The organism is Intrasporangium mesophilum (assembly GCF_054783095.1).
This window is the reverse complement of record NZ_BAAGRF010000002.1, coordinates 31,059-49,204: the sequence shown is the minus strand read 5'-3', so window position 1 is coordinate 49,204 and position 18,146 is coordinate 31,059. Positions and strand designations below refer to the sequence as shown.

At 70.3% G+C, this 18,146-nt stretch carries 16 protein-coding genes; 1 reads left to right on the top strand and 15 read right to left on the bottom strand.

Annotation, left to right across the window (positions count from 1 at the left end; all coding sequences use genetic code 11):
• Positions 1 to 4: 4 nt before the first annotated feature.
• The 15 genes from ACYVLP_RS00950 to ACYVLP_RS00880 form a co-directional block, all read right to left on the bottom strand.
• Positions 5 to 901, bottom strand: a complete 897-nt coding sequence (locus tag ACYVLP_RS00950; protein WP_460625475.1) for a Dyp-type peroxidase — start codon at positions 899 to 901, stop codon at positions 5 to 7.
• Positions 902 to 905: 4 nt separating this feature from the next.
• Entirely contained in the window at positions 906 to 1,448 is a 543-nt protein-coding gene (locus ACYVLP_RS00945) for a DUF6328 family protein (RefSeq protein WP_460625474.1), read from the bottom strand.
• A 21-nt stretch (positions 1,449 to 1,469) separates the two neighbouring features.
• Complete coding sequence (gene glsA / locus ACYVLP_RS00940; RefSeq protein WP_460625473.1) at positions 1,470 to 3,275, bottom strand: glutaminase A; 1,806 nt, start codon at positions 3,273 to 3,275, stop codon at positions 1,470 to 1,472.
• 233 nt (positions 3,276 to 3,508) lie between these two features.
• Positions 3,509 to 4,084 carry a polysaccharide deacetylase family protein gene (locus tag ACYVLP_RS00935; protein WP_460625472.1) on the bottom strand — a complete coding sequence of 192 codons (576 nt, stop codon included), beginning with the start codon at positions 4,082 to 4,084 and terminating at the stop codon, positions 3,509 to 3,511.
• A 45-nt stretch (positions 4,085 to 4,129) separates the two neighbouring features.
• The gene (locus ACYVLP_RS00930) at positions 4,130 to 4,738 is read right to left on the bottom strand and encodes a LutC/YkgG family protein (RefSeq protein ID WP_460625471.1); all 609 of its coding nucleotides are present in this window, start codon (positions 4,736 to 4,738) and stop codon (positions 4,130 to 4,132) included.
• The gene (locus ACYVLP_RS00925; protein WP_460625470.1) at positions 4,735 to 6,249 is read right to left on the bottom strand and encodes a lactate utilization protein B; all 1,515 of its coding nucleotides are present in this window, start codon (positions 6,247 to 6,249) and stop codon (positions 4,735 to 4,737) included. The genes ACYVLP_RS00930 and ACYVLP_RS00925 overlap by 4 nt, the downstream gene beginning before the upstream one ends.
• Entirely contained in the window at positions 6,246 to 7,046 is an 801-nt protein-coding gene (locus ACYVLP_RS00920) for a (Fe-S)-binding protein (RefSeq protein WP_460625469.1), read from the bottom strand. Before ACYVLP_RS00920 ends, ACYVLP_RS00925 begins: the two co-directional genes overlap by 4 nt.
• A gap of 31 nt (positions 7,047 to 7,077) precedes the next feature.
• Positions 7,078 to 8,508, bottom strand: a complete 1,431-nt coding sequence (locus ACYVLP_RS00915) for a rhamnulokinase (RefSeq protein ID WP_460625468.1) — start codon at positions 8,506 to 8,508, stop codon at positions 7,078 to 7,080.
• 13 nt (positions 8,509 to 8,521) lie between these two features.
• A complete protein-coding gene (locus tag ACYVLP_RS00910; RefSeq protein WP_460625467.1) occupies positions 8,522 to 10,561 on the bottom strand; it encodes a bifunctional aldolase/short-chain dehydrogenase in 2,040 nt (679 codons plus the stop codon).
• A gap of 4 nt (positions 10,562 to 10,565) precedes the next feature.
• A complete protein-coding gene (rhaI, locus tag ACYVLP_RS00905) occupies positions 10,566 to 11,729 on the bottom strand; it encodes an L-rhamnose isomerase (protein WP_460625466.1) in 1,164 nt (387 codons plus the stop codon).
• Between the two features lie 9 nt (positions 11,730 to 11,738).
• Positions 11,739 to 12,122: an L-rhamnose mutarotase gene (locus tag ACYVLP_RS00900; RefSeq protein WP_460625465.1), complete on the bottom strand. Its 384-nt coding sequence runs from the start codon at positions 12,120 to 12,122 to the stop codon at positions 11,739 to 11,741.
• Between the two features lie 90 nt (positions 12,123 to 12,212).
• Entirely contained in the window at positions 12,213 to 13,256 is a 1,044-nt protein-coding gene (gene rhaS, locus ACYVLP_RS00895; protein ID WP_460625464.1) for a rhamnose ABC transporter substrate-binding protein, read from the bottom strand.
• A 16-nt stretch (positions 13,257 to 13,272) separates the two neighbouring features.
• Positions 13,273 to 14,319 (bottom strand): ABC transporter permease, encoded by a 1,047-nt coding sequence (locus ACYVLP_RS00890; protein WP_460625463.1) that lies wholly within the window; start codon positions 14,317 to 14,319, stop codon positions 13,273 to 13,275.
• A complete protein-coding gene (locus ACYVLP_RS00885; RefSeq protein WP_460625462.1) occupies positions 14,316 to 15,431 on the bottom strand; it encodes an ABC transporter permease in 1,116 nt (371 codons plus the stop codon). The genes ACYVLP_RS00890 and ACYVLP_RS00885 overlap by 4 nt, the downstream gene beginning before the upstream one ends.
• The gene (locus ACYVLP_RS00880) at positions 15,428 to 16,948 is read right to left on the bottom strand and encodes a sugar ABC transporter ATP-binding protein (RefSeq protein ID WP_460625461.1); all 1,521 of its coding nucleotides are present in this window, start codon (positions 16,946 to 16,948) and stop codon (positions 15,428 to 15,430) included. Before ACYVLP_RS00880 ends, ACYVLP_RS00885 begins: the two co-directional genes overlap by 4 nt.
• A 175-nt stretch (positions 16,949 to 17,123) precedes the next feature.
• Between ACYVLP_RS00880 and ACYVLP_RS00875 the strand changes: the two genes are divergently transcribed.
• Positions 17,124 to 18,131, top strand: coding sequence for a LacI family DNA-binding transcriptional regulator (locus ACYVLP_RS00875; RefSeq protein WP_460625460.1), 1,008 nt, complete (start codon positions 17,124 to 17,126; stop codon positions 18,129 to 18,131).
• Positions 18,132 to 18,146: the final 15 nt, after the last annotated feature.

Below are 18,146 nucleotides of genomic sequence, written 5' to 3'. Positions count from 1 at the left end.
GCGCTCACTCGAGTGCGGGACCGAACGCGGTGAGGGCCTCGGTGGACGGGATCACGTAGTAGGCACCGGTGAGTGGGCGCGTGTACAGCGTCAGCGCGTCGCGCGTCCCCGTGACGCCGGCCATGCTCTCGAGCATCGCGACCAGGGGGCGCTGCTCGCGACAGAAGCCGACGAACATCGTCCCGTGCAGAGCCGATGACCCGTAGGCGACGTTGCGCCGCAGGATGTGCCCGAACTCGTCCTGGTCCGTGCGCGCTGCGTGCGACGACGGCGGTCGCGGGTCGAGCTCGATGCTGTCCGGCTTGGTGCGCCCGATGACGCGCTCCTGCTCGGCAACGGGCAGCGAGGTCCACAGGGCGCTGTCGTGCTCCCACCGCTGCAGCAGCAGGATCGACGAGCCGGCACCTGGCTCGCCGTCGGGGACGACGGCGACGGGCGCCGCTCCGAAGACGGGCGGGTTCTCGGTGCCGTCGATGAACCCGGTCAGGTCGAAGTGGCCGTGGTAGGACCACCCGATGGTCTCCTCGGCGAGGGTGGCCACCGGTGCAAGCATCGAGCGGGCAGCCACCGTCGCGTCGTACACCGAGTCCTGGCCTGCCCCGGCAATCCACAGCACGATGTCGTGCTGGGTCGCCGGCATCGTGAAGCCGTCCGGGCCGACGATGGCGTCCGTGAAGCCGGTCGCCTCGGGAGCGGTGTCGTCCGGTGCGATCGACGCCCACAGCTCGGGTCGGAGCCCGGCGACGACGTCGACGCCGCGCAGTGTCGTGAACGCCGCGCACACCTCGGCCAGCGTGACGACCAGCGTGTGCGCGTCGGTGTCGGTGGCGGCGTCGAGCTCGATGTAGGCGTGCGATGCGGTTCCGAGGGCGAAGATTCCGGGCTGAGGGGTTCCCATCATGGAGTCATGATGGCCGATGCGCTCGGAACGGGACGACCAACCACAGCACAACGTAGAAGACGAAGGCCACGAGCGAGGCCACGACCCCGGCCGTCCTGCCGAGGGCGAGGTCGAAGATGAGGAAGACCACGCCACAGGTCGTCAGGGCCGCGAGCACCAGCCCGGCTCGGGCGACGCGGTTGGCCGTCTCGACCAGCCAGGGACGCTGCCCGCGCCGGAAGAGGATGCGGTGGTAGGCGATCGGTGACATCGTCGCCGCAGTCGCGGCGACGGCTCCGCACAGGACGAGCAGGTATGCCGTCCGCTGCACGCTGTCGAGCGTGGCGAACTTGTCGCTGAAGGGAACCGCGAGCAGGAAGCCGGTCAGGACCTGCACACCGGTCTGGGTCGACCGGAGCTCCTGGACGAGCTCGGTCCAGTTGCGGTTGATCTGCTCGGCCGGGATCGGCTCGTCGCGTTCGTAGCGTTCATCCGGTTCATCGGAGCCACCGGCCCCGCGGCGATCGTCGGGCCCGTCGGTGGGTGGTTGCGGCTCCGAGGTCTCCACAGGAGTGAACCTACTCGCGCCTCAGCGCGTCAGGGCGGCATTCTCGGCGAGGACCCAGCGGTACTCAGCCGCAACGGCTTCCGCGACGGCGCGGAAGAGGGCAGCCGCCAGCCGCGGATGCTCCTGCTGGAGCCCGTCGAGCGCCTCGTCGCTGAGCGCCACGACTGAGACGTCGGTCTCGGCGACGAACCGTGTGGACGCGGTCGAGACGCCAAGCGCCGAGAGCGCACCGACCGCGGAACCCGCAGAGCGCGAGGTGACGCGGCTGTCGAGGTCGTAGGCCGTGACGGCGCCCGGGCCGGAGTGGTGCTCGATCGCGACCTGCCCCTTGGTGATGAACTCGATCGGGTACGCCACCGACCCGTCGCCGGTGAGGTCGTCACCGGGCGCGAAGTCCAGCTGTGCGCCGACGCGCAGCAGCTCGGCCACATCATCGTCCGTCAGCGCGCGGCAGAGGTCGTTGTCCCCCAGGGGAACTCCTGCCTCGGGCCCGGGCAACCCCGCCTCAGCGACGAGAATGTCCTCGCACGACTCGACGGCCTCGGTGACCGTGGTGAACGACCGGTCGATGGGGACGTCCAGGAGCTCCCGCGGCCCGGCGACGAGGACCGTCACGCCTGCGGTCGCCAGGCGCGTGGCCATCGCGTCGAGCAGCTGAGCCGCGACCGGGTCGACCTGGTCGACGCGGGCCGTGTCGAGGATGAGCCAGCGCGGCGTCTCCACGGCAACCTGCCGTGAGACGTCCTCGGCTTCCGCGAATGTGAGATCGCCCTGCAGCTCGTAGACGACCATCGCCTCGGCATGCTCTGCGATGACCGCGCGTTCGGTGCTGTGGCGACCACGACGGGAGCGGACCTGGCTGCCCGAGAGGCGGCGACGCACCGAGGGCGCGACGGGCGGGCGGGGGCGCATGAGGTGGAGTGCGAAGTGTCGTGCCAGCTCCTCGCAGGCGGCGACGCCTCGGACGCTGTTGCCCCGCGCGTCGAGCCGAGGGCTGTAGGTCCCGATGCCGAACGCACCGGGCAGGACGACCGCGATCCCACCGCCGACCCCGCTCTTGGCCGGCATGCCGGTGTGGAACATCCACTCGCCCGAGAAGTCGTACATGCCGCAGGTCACCATCACCGACAGCACGTTGGTGACGACGTCGGGGCTGACGACGAGCTCGCCGGTCAGCGGGTTCCGGCCGCCCGACGCGAGGGTGCCCGCCATGACGGCCAGGTCGTGAGCGGTCACGAGGACGGAGCACTGCCGGAAGTACACCTCGAGGGTGCGCTCGACGTCGGCCTCGAAGGAGCCCATCCCCCGCATGAGGAAGGCGATCGCCCGGTTGCGGTCGCCCGTCGCGATCTCGGAGGCGAGGACCCGCTCGTCGACCCCGAGCGGCCGCCCGGCGAAGGCCGAAAGACCATCGACGACACGCTGCGACTGTGCTGAGACGTCTTCTCCCGCAACGAGACTCGTCGTGAGGATGGCTCCCGCATTGACCATCGGGTTGAGCGGACGCCCGGTGCCCTCCTCGAGCGTCACGGCGTTGAACGGGTCGCCGGTCGGCTCGACCCCGACGTGAGCCAGGAACGTGTCGAGGCCGCGGTCCTGGATCGCGAGCGCCATGACGAAGGGCTTCGACACGGACTGGATGGTGAACGGCCGCTCGGCGTCGCCGGCCTCGTAGAGCGCGCCGTCCAGAGTCGACAGGGCGAGGCCGAAGGCGTCGGGGTCGGCCTGGGCGAGCTCTGGGATGTACGTCGCGACAGCGCCCCCGTCGAGGTCGAGCGCTTCGCGGTGGATGTGGTCGAGGATGTCCTGGACCGGGCTGTCGACCACCGGCACCTCCCCCGGGAAGCGGATACGCCACGGCATACGGCGTGAGGGCTGACCGTGACCCTGGAAGGGATGCTATCGGAGGCCCCGGCCCGCACCTGGTCGAGTGAGCGCGCGGCCTCACTGGTCACTCCCGTCCCGAGCAACACCCACCCGGCGGTGGGGCTGGTCAGGTGGGGCGCTCACTCGACGTGAGGACGTGGCGAGCGAGCGGGCGCGGGGACTCTGCCGAGCGCCTAGCGATCAGCGAGGTCAGGGACGGTGACGAAGGCGAAGCCACGTTCGCGCAGGCCGTCGATGATGCCCGGGACTGCGTCGACCGTCGTCTCCTGCGTGTCGTGCATGAGAACCACCGCCCCGTCTCGCGCGCCCTCGAGGGCGGTCCGGGTCGTCGTCCGGGCGTCCTGGCCCTTCCAGTCCTCGGTATCGAGGTCCCAGAGCACCTGGGCGAGGCCCCGGTCGGCCAGCAGCCCGGCGACGGTCGGGTTCGTCGCGCCGAAGGGCGGTCGTGCCAGAGTCGGCCGGCTGCCGGTCGCCGCGGCAATCGCGTCGGACGTGCGGTCGATCTCGTCGGCGAGCTCCCCCGGGCCGAGCGCCGTCAGGTCGGGATGCGTGAAGCTGTGGTTGCCGATCACGTGCCCGGCGGCGACCTGTGCGCGCGCGAGGTCGGGGCGCGCCGCGACCTCGCGCCCGACCAGGAAGAAGGTCACGCGGACCTCGCGGGCCGCGAGCACGTCAAGCAGCCGCGCCGTATGCCGCCCGGGCCCGTCGTCGAACGTGAGGGCAACCCTGGGGCGCGTCCGGTCGCTCACCGGTCGGTCATCGGTCGGTCAGGTCCCGTGGTGCGCCCGCAGGGCTCAGTCGACGACGATGACATGGAGGTGGCGCGGGCCGTGCACGCCCTCGACGCGGTTGAGCTCGATGTCGCTCGTCGCGCTCGGCCCGCTGATCCAGGTCTGGGGCCGAACGGGGTCGAGCACCGCGACCGCCTCAGGCACGTCGGCGACCACCTGCTCGGCCCGCACGACACACACGTGCCGGTCCGGGACCAGCGACAGCGCACGCCGGCCCTGCCCCGGTCCGTGGTCGAGGACGATGGTGCCGGTCTCCGCGACCGCCACGGCCGCGGTGGTCACGACAGCGTCGATCCGGTCGAGCTCGCTCGCAGAGAGGTCGGTGTCGGCGACCTGACCCGGCACCGTCCACGGGAACCCCTCGGGCACGACGACGTATGCCGTGTCGCCCAGAGCCGTGGCCAGGGTGGCCTCCACGTCGGAGGAGGGGCAGCGGGTCACCTCGGCGCGATAGTCCTCCACCCGCTCCACGAAGAGCCCGACGATGTCGGCGACCCCGGACCCTCCGGGCACCGCCCCCGGTGCCGGTGGTGCAGCCGGCGCCCCGGCGACCGCGGACCGGACCGCCGCGAGCACCGCCTCACGGGCCGACTGTCCTTCGGGGCTGCTCATCGGCCCTGCCTCTCGTCGTCTCGGCCACCGGAGGTGCGCACCCACCAGGCCCGGAACGACTCTTTGGCCGGAGCGGGCAGGTCGCGAGTGGCCGTCCACCGCCGTCCCGGTCCGGGGAGCCGCGTGACGACGCCGGAGCCGCGGGCGTTCGTGGTCTTGCGCGAGGTGACGAGCGTCGAGCCCAACCCGGACAGCCGCTCCAGCGGGCGCAGCCGGTTGGAGCTCGCGAGGACCCAGGCCGCGCCCTTCATCGCCAACGCCTCGGCCTTCGGAAGCCGACGGCGATGAGAGGAGCGGCCGGGACGGTGGGCGTCGACGACCTGCGCGCGAAGGTCGACGAGCACGGACGGGATGTCGATGCGGACCGGGCAGGCCTCGAAGCAGGCGCCGCAGAGGGTGGAGGCGTAGGGGAGCGAGTCGACCTGCTCGTCCGAGCCGACACCGCGCAGCAGCGGGTTGAGGATCGCGCCGATCGGCCCGGGGTAGACGGAGCCGTAGGCGTGGCCGCCGGTCCGCTCGTAGACCGGACACACGTTGAGGCACGCCGAGCAGCGGATGCAGCGCAGCGCCTGCCGGCCCAGCTCGTCGGCGAGCGCGCGGGTCCGCCCGTTGTCCAGGAGCACGACGTGGACCTCCTGCGGGCCGTCGCCTGGAGTGACACCGGACCAGGTGCTCGTGTAGGGGTTCATCCGCTCGCCCGTCGACGACCTGGGCAGCAGCCGCAGGAAGACGTCGAGGTCGCTCCACGTCGGCACGAGCTTCTCGATGCCGACGACCGAGACGAGCACCTCGGGAAGGGTCAGGCACATCCGCCCGTTGCCCTCGGACTCGACGACGACGAGAGTGCCGGAGTCCACGACGGCGAAGTTCGCCCCGGAGACGGCCATCCTGGCGCTGAGGAACTTCTCCCGCAGATGCAGCCGGGCAGCCTCCGCGAGGCGCGCAGGGTCGTCGGTCAGGTCCGCGGGGGCAGGACGTCCGACCGCGCCCATCTCCCGCTGGAAGATCTCGCGGATCTCCTTGCGGTTGCGGTGGATCGCCGGGACGAGAATGTGGGACGGAAGGTCGTGGCCGAGCTGCACGATGAGCTCGGCGAGGTCGGTCTCCCAGGCCGCGATGCCTTCGGCCTCCAGCGCCTCGTTGAGCCCGATCTCCTGGGTGGCCATCGACTTGACCTTGACGACCTCGCGGACCTCGTGCTGCCTGGCCACCGAGGCGACGATCGCGCAGGCCTCGGCCGCGTCCCGCGCCCAGTGCACGACCGCGCCCCTGCTCGTCAGCGACTCCTCGAGCCGCACCAGGTGCTCGTCGAGGTTGCGCAGCGTCCGGTCCTTGATCGCGGCGGCGGCGAGCCGGAGGTCCTCCCACTCCTCCACCTCGGCGACGACTGCGGCGCGCTTGCGGCGGATCGTCCCGGTCGCCATGGCCAGGTTGTCACGAAGCTGCTTGTCTCCCAGGGCCGCTCGGGCCGCCTCCGGGAAGGCGGGCATCCCCACGAACGTGGCCGTCATGCGGTCACCCCGTCCGTCGCGCCGCCCGCCGCGCCGTCCGTCGCACCGTCCGTCGCGCCATCCGCCGCGCCATCGTCCATCGCCAGCACCTCGGCCAGGTGCATCACCCGTACCGGCGATCCCTGGCGCGACAGCAGGCCGCCGATGTGCATCAGGCACGACGAGTCGCTCGCCACGAGGATCGCGGCCCCGGACTCCTCCACGTGCCGCGTCTTGTCGCGGCCCATGGCCACGGAGACGTCGGCGTTCTTCACAGCGAAGGTGCCGCCGAAACCGCAGCACGACTCGGCATCAGGGAGCTCAACCAGCTCGAGGCCACGGACCGCACGGAGCAGCCGCGTCGGCCGGTCGCCGACGCCCAGCATGCGCAGGCTGTGGCACGTCGGGTGGTAGGTGATCCGCCCCGGAAAGGTTGCGCCGACATCGGTGACCCCGAGCACGTCGACGAGGAACTCGCTCAGCTCGAGAACCCGAGGCGCCGATCGGGCCACGGCCGCCTGCAAGCCGGCGTCGCCGGACCGGCGGGCGACGATCGCGTGCTGATGGCGAGCCGACCCCGCGCACGAGCCTGACGGGGTCACGACGTAGTCATAGCCCTCGAAGGCCGACACGAACGCGCGCACGACGGGGACAGCCTCGTCGAGATAGCCGGTGTTGACCATCGGCTGGCCGCAGCAGGTCTGGGCCTGCGGGAACTCGGCATCCACGCCGAGTCGGCGCAGCAGCCGGAACACCGCCTTGCCGACATCGGGGAAGAGGGCGTCGTTGATGCAGGTGACCAGGACAGCGACCTTCACGCGAACTCTCCTTGCGGCCCGGTGGGCATCATCATCGAGGCTGGTGCCGGCGCAGCTGGTGCGTGCGGGCGACGAGCTCGCGCAGGGCACCGAGGTCGGGACCGACGACACCGGCCGCGCGTGCCTGCACCAGGACGTTGCCCAGCGCGGTCGCCTCGACCGGACCCGCCACCACCGTACAGCCGGAACGGTCGGCGAGCGCCTGGCACAGCAGTGCGTTCTGCGAGCCCCCACCGACGACATGGATCGTGTCTACACGTCGCCCGGTCAGCCCCGCGGCCGTGTCCACGGCTCGCGCGTAGGCCTCGGCGAGGCTCTCCAGGATGGTCCGCACCACGGCCGGGCGCGACGTAGGCGCGGGGACGTCGTGGTCGATGCACCACTTCGCGATCCGCTCCCCCATGTCGCCCGGCGGCAGGAACCGCGGGTCCTGCACGTCGACCACAGGCACCGAGGAGGCAGCGACGCTCGCGGCCGCTGCCAGCAGCCCGGTGAGGTCGTTCCCGCCCGCGGGCAGCCCGTCCTCGCGGTCCCACGCCCGCAGGGTCTCGCTGAGGATCCACGTGCCCATGACATTCGTGAGGAAACGGGTCCGCCCGTCGACCCCTCCTTCGTTGGTGAAGTTGGCCGCACGCGCCGCGTCGGTGATGACCGGCCGGTCCGTCTCCACGCCGACCAGACCCCAGGTCCCCAGCGAGAGGTATGCCGACCCGTCGCCTTCCAGGGGGACGCCGACGACCGCGGAGGCCGTGTCGTGCGACCCCACGGCGACCACGGTGACTCCAGGCAGACCCGTCTCGCCCGCCACGCCGTCGGTGAGGACGCCGATCGTCGTCCCGGGGTCGACGACGTCGGGCAGCAGCCGTCCCGGCAGGCCGACCCGGTCCGCAAGCTCGCGGTCCCAGGCTCCGGTCCATGGGTCGAGCAGGCCGGTCGTCGACGCGTTGGTGCGCTCCGCCGCCATCCGGCCGGTGAGCCACCATGCGACCAGGTCCGGGACGAGCAGCATGCGGTCGGCGAGGGCGACCCAAGGGTCGGCGGCGAGCTGGTAGACCGTGTTGAACGGCAGGAACTGCAGGCCGTTTCGGGCGTAGAGCTCCTCCGGCCCGACCCGGGCGTGCACCGCGGACGGGCCCGCGTCGCCGCGCTGTTCGTCGCGATAGTGGAACGGCAGCCCGAGCAGACGGTCACCGCGGACGAGCCCGTAGTCGACGGCCCATGAGTCGATCCCGATACTCGCCAGGCCGCCCGAGCCGACCGCCTCGAGACCGGCGGCCCGCAGACCACCCAGCGCGCCGGCATACAGCGAGGGGAGGTTCCAGTGGAGGCCGGACGGCAGCCGCAGCGGGCCGTTGGCGAAGCGCGCCGTCTCCCGCAGCTCGAGACGGTCCGGGCCGACCTCGGCGAGGACGACCCGGCCGCTCGTGGCGCCGAGGTCGATCGCTGCGACACGCGCCGCCATCGACGTCACGTCGTCACCGGAGGAACGCTGCGGCGACGCCGGAGTCGACGGGGATGTGCAGGCCGGTGGTCTGTGACAGGTCGGGTCCGACGAGCGCGAAGACGGCCGCCGCGCAGTGCTCCGGCAGGACCTCCTTCTTGAGCAGAGTGCGCTGCGCATAGAAGGCGCCGAGGTCCTTCTCGTCGACCCCGTAGACGGCGGCGCGGTTGGCGCCCCAGCCGCTGGAGAAGATGCCGGAGCCCTGGACGACGCCGTCGGGGTTGATGCCGTTGACCTTGATGCCGTGCTGGCCGAGCTCGGCCGCGAGCAGCCTCACCTGGTGGGCCTGGTCGGCCTTGACGGCGCTGTAGGCGATGTTGTTCGGGCCGGCGAAGATCGAGTTCTTGCTCGAGATGTAGACGATGTCTCCGCCGAGCCCCTGGTCGATGAGCACCTTGGCCGCCGCGCGGGAGACGAGGAACGAGCCCTTGGCCATGACGTTGTGCTGCAGGTCCCAGTCGGCGACCGTCGTGTCGAGCAGCGATCTGGACAGCGACAGCCCGGCGTTGTTGACGACGAGGTCGAGGCCACCGAAGGCCAGGACCGCCGCGTCGACAGCGGCCTGCACAGCCGACTCGTCCGAGACGTCCGCCTGCACGCCGACCGCGATGTCGCTGTTGCCGATCTCGGCCGCGGCAGCCTGTGCCCGGTCCAGGTCGAGGTCGGCAACCACGACGCAGGCCCCCTCTGCCGCAAGGCGGTTCGCGATCGCCTTGCCGATGCCGGAGGCGGCACCCGTGACCAGCGCGATGCGGGTCGCCAGCGGCTTCGGCTTGGGCATCCGCTGCAGCTTGGCCTCCTCGAGCGCCCAGTACTCGATGCGGAACTTCTCCGACTCGTCGATCGGGGCGTAGGTCGACAGGCCCTCCGCGCCGCGCATCACGTTGATCGCGTTGACGTAGAACTCGCCCGCGACCCGCGCGGTCTGCTTGTCCTTGCCGAAGGAGAACATGCCCACGCCCGGCACGAGCACGATGAGCGGGTCCGCGCCGCGGATCGCCGGGCTGTCCGCCGTGGCGTGACGGTCGTAGTAGCCGCGGTAGTCCTCGCGGTAGGGCTCGTGCAGCTCCTTGAGCCGGGCGACCATCTCCTCCGCCGTCGCCGTCGCCGGCAGGTCGAGGACCAGCGGCTTGACCTTGGTGCGCAGGAAGTGGTCCGGGCAGGACGTACCCAGCGCCGCGAGCCGCGGGTGCTCTGCGTGGGCCAGGAAGTCGAGCACGACGTCGGAGTCGGTGTAGTGGCCCACCATCGGCCGGTCGGTGCTCGCGATCCCGCGGATCGTCGGCGCGATCGCCGCCGCCTTCGCGTGCCGCTCGCTCTCCGGCAGGGCGGCATACCCGGGCAGCTCCGGGCCGAACGGCTCCGGCCGGCTGTGGTCGTCGATGTATGCCGCCGCGGTCTGGATGATCCACAGCGAGCTCTGCTCGCACTCCTCGCTGGTCGCGCCCCACGCGGTCACCCCGTGACCGCCGAGGATGCAGCCGACGGCCTGCGGGTTGTCCGCCTTGATGGCGGCGATGTCGAGACCGAGCTGGAAGCCCGGACGGCGCCACGGCACCCACACGACTCGGTCACCGAAGATCCGCTTGGTCAGCTCCTCGCCGTCGGCGGCTGTGGCGATCGCGATCCCCGAGTCGGGGTGGAGGTGGTCGACGTGCGCTGCGTCCACGAGCCCGTGCATCGCCGTGTCGATGGACGGGGCCGCGCCACCCTTGCCGTGCAGGCAGTAGTCGAACGCGGCGACCATCTCGTCCTCGCGCTCCACCCCTGGGTAGACGTCCACCAGGGCGCGCATCCGGTCGAGCCGCAGGACCGCGAGGCCCTCCGGCTTCAGGGTGCCCAGGTCGCCGCCCGAGCCCTTGACCCAGACCAGCTCGACGTCCCGGCCGGTCACCGGGTCGGTCTCGACGCCCTTGGCGGACGTGTTGCCGCCCGCATAGTTCGTGTTCTTCGGGTCGCTGCCCAGTCGGTTCGACCGCGAGATGAGCTCTGCGACAACGCTGTTCGGGGACATGCTCTCAGTTCCATCCTGCCTGCGCGCCGCCGACGCGGTCACGCTCGATCTGCTCTTGGTATCCGCTCGCCAGGTAGGCGCGCATCGGGTCGGCCGGCAGGCCGCGGCCCTCACGCCACTGCGCCAGCGCGGGCCGCACGTCTGTGTAGAAGGCATCCATGAAGATCTCGTTCGCGAGCAGCACGTCTCCCGACTCCCGCGCCGCGTCGAGCGCGACGGTGTCGAGCAGCAGCGCCCGCGCCACCATCTCCTGGACGTTGAGGACCGAGCGGATCTGTCCCGGCACCTTGTTCTCGATGTTGTGGCACTGGTCGAGCATCAGCGCCACGTCCGAGCCTGCGCCGAAACCGCCCCCACGGACCACCTCGACGAGGATCCTGTACAGCTGGAAGGGGTCGGCCGCCCCGACCATGAGGTCGTCGTCGGCATAGAACCGGCTGTTGAAGTCGAACGAGCCGAGCCGGCCGAGCCGCAGCAGCTGGGAGACGATGAACTCGATGTTCGTGCCCGGCGCGTGGTGGCCCGTGTCGAGGCAGACCATCGCGCGCTCGCCGAGCGCGACCACGTGGGCGTACGACGTGCCCCAGTCCGGGACGTCCGTGTGGTAGAACGCCGGCTCGAAGAACTTGTACTCCAGCACCAGCCGCTGGTCTTCAGACAGACGCGAGTAGATCTCCGCGAGCCCTTCCGCGAGCCAGTCCTGCCGCTGGCGCATGTCGCCCTGGCCCGGGTAGTTCGTGCCGTCGGCGAGCCAGATCTTCAGGTCACGAGAGCCGGTCTCGTTCATGATCTCGATGCACTCGACGTTGTGCTCCACCGCCCGCCGGCGGACCGCGGGGTCGGCGTTGGTCAGGCTGCCGAGCTTGTACTCGTCGTCCTGGAACGTGTTGCTGTTGACCGTCCCGAGCTGGACGCCGTGCTCGGCCGCGAAGAGGCCGAGCTTGCGGTAGTCGTCGACCTTGTCCCACGGGATGTGGATGGCCACCGTCGGGGCCAGGCCGGTGAACCGGTGCACGGCGGCGGCGTCTGCGATCTTCTCCTCGACGTTGCGGGGCGTGCCCGGTGAGCCGAAGACCTTGAACCGCGTGCCGGAGTTGCCGTAGGCCCAGGAGGGCACCTCGATGGCGAGCTCTCCGAGCCGGTCGGAGATCGATTCGAATGTCGTCATGTCGTCACTTCACATCTGGTCGTGGATGGTTGGCTGGTCGAGCTGGTCGAGCCGGTCGAGCCGGTCGAGCTGGTCTTCGAGGTGGAAGATCTCCTCGAGCTGGACGAAGCCCTGGTCCGGCGTCGTGTCGTCGAGGTCCACGAAGAACTCGGCCATCTCGGCCTGCCATCGGGCGTTGACATCGGTCTCTGCCATCCCGGCGCGGGCGGCCTCCAGCGACGGCGTCTCGACGTAGCCGATGAGCAGGCCGTCGGGGCGCAGGAACAGGGAGTAGTTGTGCCAGCCGGTCCGGTGCAGCGCCTCGAGCATCTCGGGCCACACGGCACGGTGCCGGGCCTGGTACTCGTCGAGGCGGTCGGGGCGGACCTGGAGCTGGAAGCAGACGCGGTGCATGAAGGGTTCTCGGGTCGGGCAGCAGCCGGGGCCACGCGGGCGCGTGTGGGGATGCCATGTCATGGCCCCGGCTGGTGCGTCAGGTGTCGGTCAGAAGTTGAACTTGTCGATGTTGCCGGAGTTGAACCCGGTCGGGTCACCGAGCAGGACCTCGCCGTTGGCGCCGACCTTGTAGTCACCGAGACGGCCGGCCTTGAAGGAGTCGCCTTCCTTGCCGGTGATCGTGCCGGCGACGAGCGCGGCCGCCGCCTGCCCGGCCAGGTAGCCCAGGTCGGTCGGGTTCCACAGGTAGAACTCCTTGACCGTGCCGTTCTTGACGTACTCGCGCATCTGGTTCGGCGTGCCCAGCCCGGTCAGCGCGACCTTGCCCTTCTTGTCCGAGGTCGACAGGTAGCGCGCCGCGGCCGCGATGCCGACCGTGGTCGGGCTGATGATGCCCTTGAGGTTCGGGTGGGTCTGCAGCAGCGCCGCGGTCTTGTCGAACGAGGTCTGGTCGTCGTCGTTGCCGTAGACGGTGTCGACCAGCTTGATGTTGGGGTGCTTGGTCAGCTCCTTCTTCATCAGGTCGATCCAGGTGTTCTGGTTGGTCGCGTTGGCGGACGCGGACAGGATCGCGATCTCACCGGAGTCGCCGATCTCCTTGGCGATGCCGTCCACCTGGGCCTTGGCGATGCCGTCGGGCGAGGCCTGGTTGACGTACAGGTCGCGGTACTGCGGGTCGGTGTCCGAGTCGAACGTGACGACCTTGGTGCCGGCCTGCTTCGCCTGGGTCAGCGCGTCGCCGATCGCCTTGGGGTCGTTGGCCGAGATGACGATCGCGCTGACGTGCTGCTGGGCAGCCGTGTTGATGTACTGCACCTGCGCGTCGGGGCTCGCGGTCTGCGGGCCGACCTGGGAGTAGGTGCCACCGAGAGACTCGATCGCCTCCTTGCCGCCCGCGTCGCTGGCGTCGAAGTAGGGGTTGCCGAGGTTCTTCGGGATGAAGACGACGTTCAGGGCCTTGCCGCCGCCCGTGCTGCCGGACGTGCCGGCCGAGCTGGCGGGCGTCTCTGCCTTGCCGCAGGCCGTCAGGGCCAGAGCCATCGACAGGGCGGCGGCGCCGAGCACGGCGCTGCGGCGTGTAACGGTGTGCATCTTCAGCGATGTCCTTTCACTGTGAACCGACGCGTTGCAGCGTCTGTCGAGGGCCTTTTGCCCGGTTGCGCCTGGCCGCGACGTCGGAGACCCACGCCAGGACGGTTGTGGAGATGACGGACAGCACGAGAAGCAGTCCGATGATGATGTTGATGACGTTGACCGTGACCCCCTGCAGGCGAAGGGCGCTCGAGATGACCCCGATGAGCAGCACGCCGGCGACGACGCCGGGGAGCTTGCCGCGGCCACCGAAGATCGACACTCCGCCGAGGAGGACCGCGGCGATGACCTGCAGCTCGAGGCCGGTCGCGTTGTCGCCCCGGGCACTTCCGAACCGCAGGGTGAAGTAGATCCCGGCGAGGGCGGACACCACGCCGGTGAGACAGAAGAGGAGGAACTTCGTCCGCTTGACGTTGACACCTGCGAACACGGCGGCCTCGCTGCTGAGGCCGGTGTCGTAGATGCCCCGCCCGAATGGGGTGAAGTGGAGCAGCAGTGCGAAGACGATGAGCAGCACCAGGAAGACGAGCATCACGCTGGGTATGCCGCTGCCGCCGAGCACCTGTGATGCGCGCTTGGTCCAGTCCTGCGCGAAGCCGGTGACGGCGCTGGTGCCGAGCAGCCCGACCGCGATGCCGCGGTAGAGCGCGAGGGTGCCGATCGTGACCGCCAGCGACGGCAGGCCGACGTAGGCGACGAGGAAGCCGTTGAACGCACCGCAGACCAGCCCCACGAGCAGCGCGATGACGAACGAGGCCACGATCCCGACGCCGTTCTCGTGCAGCAGTCCGAGGGTCGCGCTCGAGAGCCCGACGACGCTGGCGACGGACAGGTCGATCTCGCCGGTGATGATCACCAGCGTCATCGGCAGGGCGATGAGCAGGATGGTCGTCGTGTCGAGCAGCAGGTACGTCAGCGTCAGTGTGTCGCCGAAGTAGGGGATGTTGCTGTACCCCCACATGTAGACGACCACGACCAGGGCGACCATCGCGGCCTCCCGGCTCAGCAGGAGCCGCCGCCACAGCGGCCGGGAGTATGCCGCATACGTCTTGGTGGTGCTCATGACTCGTCCCTCGCTTCGATGAGTTTGCGCGCCTGGCGGACGGACAGGACGCGGTCGAGGATGATCGCGGCGATGATCAGGGCTCCGACGAGCGCCTGCTGCCAGAAGTCGGAGATCCCGACCATGGGCAGGGCCCGGTTGATGGTCACGAGCAGGACGGCACCGAGGGCGGCGCCCCAGACCGTGCCGGAGCCGCCGAAGATGGCCACACCGCCGATGACGGCTGCGGCGACGGCCTGCAGCTCGATGCCGGTGCCGGCGTCGGAGGAGACCGTGCCGTACCGCGCCGCGTAGATGACGCCGGCCAGGCCCGCGAGGGCGCCGCTGAGGATGAAGGCGCCGATGACGCGCCGCCGGACGGGCAGACCGTAGAGGACGGCCGCGTCGGGGTCGGACCCGACGGCATACAGCTCACGACCGGAACGCGCGGTCTGCAGGTAGTAGCCGACGACGACGACGATCACCGCGGCGACGATGAACAGCACCGGGATCGTCAGGAGCTGCTGCGTGCCCAGGTTGAGGAAGCTCGCGGGCATCTGAGAGGCGGAGACCAGGCTCGACCCGGCCCACGTGAGCAGGATGCCCCGGAAGATGTACAACGTGCCGAGGGTGATGACGAGAGCGGGCACCTTGCCGAACCCGACGAGCAGGCCGTTGACCAGGCCCAGCACTCCACCGGCCACGACCGCGGCGACGAACACGGCGATCACCGGAAGGTCCGGATGGTCGATGAACAGCGTGCCGGTCATGTATGCCGTCAGGCCGAGGACGCTGCCCACCGACAGGTCGACGTTGCGCGTGATGATCACGACGGTCTGGCCGACGGCCAGCACCATGAGCATCGCCGGCGTCAGCAGCAGGTCGCGCCAGCCACTGGGGCTGAAGAGGAACGTCGGGTTCTTGATCGTGGCCGCGGCGATCACGATCAACAGCACGATGAAGATCGAGAGCTCACGAGAGCGCAGGACCGTCTTGACGAGCCGCTCGCGGCCGGACATCGCGCTGGGCTCGACGAGCAGGGCGACGTCCTCGCTCGGGTGCGCGGCGGTCTCGGTGTCGGGGGCCGAGGTCTGCGACGCCTGGTTGTGCGGGGTCTGGGTCTCGGGGGTCATGATGCGGCCTCCTGGCTCAGCGTGGCGGTGGCGGCGTGCATGACCCGCTCGGGCGTCGCCTCGTCCCGCGACAGCTCCGCGGTGAGCCGGCCCTCGCACACGACGAGGACCCGGTCTGCCATGCCGAGGACCTCCGGAAGCTCCGAGCTGATCATGAGGATCGCCATGCCCTGGCCGGCCAGCTCCGAGAGGAGCCGGTGGACCTCGGCCTTGGTGCCGACGTCGATGCCCCGGGTCGGCTCGTCGATGATGAGCAGGTCAGGCTTGGAGGCGAGCCACTTGGCGATGACCACCTTCTGCTGGTTGCCGCCGCTCATGGTGTTGGCCGCCATGTCCAGGGCGTTGGTCTTGACCTCGAGCCGGGCGGCCCAGGGCGCGCTCGCCTTGTTCTCCCGGGCGCGGGTGATGAGGCCTGCGGTGGTCAGGTTCTTGCGGATGACCGAGGCGACGTTGTCGGCGACCGAAGCCTCGGTGACCAGTCCCTGCTTGCGACGGTCCTCGGGGATGAAGGCCATCCCGGACCTGATCGCGGCCGTCGGGCTTGCCGCGGGGACCTTGGCGCCCAACATCCGGACGCTCCCCGAGTCGTAGCGGTCGACGCCGAACACTGCCCGCGCGATCTCGCTGCGCCCCGCGCCGACCAGGCCCGCGAGCCCGACGATCTCGCCGCGGCGGACCGTGAACGACACGTCATGAAACGTTCCGGTGGAGTTGAGGCCCTCGACCTCGAGGACCACGTCGCCGACCTCGGTCTCGACCTTCGGGAACAGGTCGTCGACCTCGCGTCCGACCATGAGGTTGACGATCTCGCCGACCGAGGTCCCGGCGATGGCCCGGGTGTCGATGTACGAGCCGTCACGCATCACCGTGACCGTGTCGCAGAGCGAGAAGACCTCGTCGAACCGGTGCGAGATGAAGACGATGGCCCGGCCCTCGTCGCGCAGCTGGCGGGCGACCGTGAAGAGTCGCTCGACCTCGACTCCGGAGAGCGCGGCGGTCGGTTCGTCCATGACGAGGACCTTGGCGTCGAGCGAGATCGCCTTGGCGATCTCGATGATCTGCTGGTCCGCGATCGACAGGCCGAGCGCCAGGCGACGCGGGTCGATGTGGACGCCGAGTCCCTTGAACAGCCGCTCCGCCTCGGCGTACATCGCCGGCTTGTCGATCCGGCGGCCGCGGCCGAGGATCTGACGGCCCATGAAGATGTTCTCCGTGACCGACAGGTCGGGGAACAGGGTCGGCTCCTGGTAGATCACCGCGACGCCGGCTGCCTTGGACTCGGCGGTCGACCCGAAGTCGACCGGCTCGCCGTCCAGCAGGAACGTGCCGCCGTCGCGCCGGTGCACACCGGCCACGATCTTCACCAGGGTCGACTTGCCGGCGCCGTTCTCACCGACCAGCGCGTGGATCGAGCCGGCGCGGGCCTCGATGCTGCCCGACCTCAGAGCGACGACGGGGCCGAACGACTTCGACACGTCCCGCAGTTCGAGAATCGCGGATGGCCGCGGTTCGTTCATAGTGCACCTTGCCTCGTTGAAAGGTTTCAACCACGGAGAACGTACCGTGGCTCTCCCCTACCGTCAAGAGGTTGCGCCTCTTTCCTTGAAAAGCCCCGTATGAGCACGAATCCGTGACCAGTTCGATATACAGTGGTCGCGGTCCACGCCCTCTTGAAAAGTTTTAGGAATCCGCATGTCGGTCAGCGTGAAGGACGTCGCCCTGGCAGCAGGCGTGTCCCTGGGCACCGTCTCGAACGTGCTCAACCGGCCCGAGCGCGTCAGCGCCAAGACCCGGCAGCGCGTCGAGCGCGCCATGGCCGAGCTCAACTTCGTCCGCAACGAGAGCGCCCGCCTGCTGCGGGCCGGGCGCAGCAGCACTCTGGCCTACGTCGTCCTCGACGTCACGAACCCCTTCTTCACCGATGTCGCGCGCGGCATCGAGGACGCCGCCTCCGAGGCAGACCTCGTGCTCTACACGTGCAACAGCGACAACAGCCTGGACCGCGAGCGCGTCTACCTCAGCCGCCTCGAGGAGCAGCGGGTGGCCGGCGTGCTCGTGACACCGGTGAACCCCGAGGACACCACCCTGGTGCAGGTGTCGCAGCGGGGCACACCCGTCGTCGTCGTCGACCGGCGCCGTGAGGACCGGTCGCTGTGCAGCGTCGCGGTCGACGACATCCTCGGCGGGCGGCTCGCCGTCGAGCACCTCGTCGACCGCGGCCACCAGCGCATCGCCTTCGTCGGTGGGCCCAACACCATCGGCCAGGTGCGCGACCGGCGTGCCGGCGCGGCCGCCGCGGTCCACGACGCCGGACTGCCTGCGGACCACCTGGTGTCGGTCCACACGGACGCCCTGACTGTCGCCGCAGGCCGACTCGCCGGTGCGCGCATCGCCGGCCTCCCCCGTTCTCGCCGCCCCAGCGCCGCCTTCTGCGCCAACGACCTCGTGGCGCTCGGGCTGCTCCAGCAGTGCGTCGCCCTCGGGATGGACGTCCCCGGCGACCTCGCGATCGTCGGCTACGACGACATCGAGTTCGCCGGCGCGGCCGCGGTGCCGCTGACGTCGGTCCGGCAGCCGCGCCACCTGCTGGGCCAGCGGGCCGCCGAGCTCCTGCTCGAGGAGACGAGCGACCCCGACCACCGACACCAGCAGGTCGAGTTCATCCCCGAGATCGTCGCTCGCGCCTCGACGCTGGGCTGAGCGCGTCGCTGCGTG

Excerpts from the sequence above, each read along its gene's own strand:
- ACYVLP_RS00910 (WP_460625467.1), bottom strand. The coding sequence starts at position 10,561 with ATGTCCCCGAACAGCGTTGTCGCAGAGCTCATCTCGCGGTCGAACCGA.
- rhaS (WP_460625464.1), bottom strand. The coding sequence starts at position 13,256 with ATGCACACCGTTACACGCCGCAGCGCCGTGCTCGGCGCCGCCGCCCTG.
- ACYVLP_RS00875 (WP_460625460.1), top strand. The coding sequence starts at position 17,124 with ATGTCGGTCAGCGTGAAGGACGTCGCCCTGGCAGCAGGCGTGTCCCTG.
- rhaI (WP_460625466.1), bottom strand. The coding sequence starts at position 11,729 with ATGACGACATTCGAATCGATCTCCGACCGGCTCGGAGAGCTCGCCATC.
- ACYVLP_RS00915 (WP_460625468.1), bottom strand. The coding sequence starts at position 8,508 with ATGGCGGCGCGTGTCGCAGCGATCGACCTCGGCGCCACGAGCGGCCGG.
- ACYVLP_RS00925 (WP_460625470.1), bottom strand. The coding sequence starts at position 6,249 with ATGACGGCCACGTTCGTGGGGATGCCCGCCTTCCCGGAGGCGGCCCGA.
- ACYVLP_RS00885 (WP_460625462.1), bottom strand. The coding sequence starts at position 15,431 with ATGACCCCCGAGACCCAGACCCCGCACAACCAGGCGTCGCAGACCTCG.
- ACYVLP_RS00950 (WP_460625475.1), bottom strand. The coding sequence starts at position 901 with ATGATGGGAACCCCTCAGCCCGGAATCTTCGCCCTCGGAACCGCATCG.
- ACYVLP_RS00890 (WP_460625463.1), bottom strand. The coding sequence starts at position 14,319 with ATGAGCACCACCAAGACGTATGCGGCATACTCCCGGCCGCTGTGGCGG.
- ACYVLP_RS00930 (WP_460625471.1), bottom strand. The coding sequence starts at position 4,738 with ATGAGCAGCCCCGAAGGACAGTCGGCCCGTGAGGCGGTGCTCGCGGCG.
- ACYVLP_RS00900 (WP_460625465.1), bottom strand. The coding sequence starts at position 12,122 with ATGCACCGCGTCTGCTTCCAGCTCCAGGTCCGCCCCGACCGCCTCGAC.
- ACYVLP_RS00880 (WP_460625461.1), bottom strand. The coding sequence starts at position 16,948 with ATGAACGAACCGCGGCCATCCGCGATTCTCGAACTGCGGGACGTGTCG.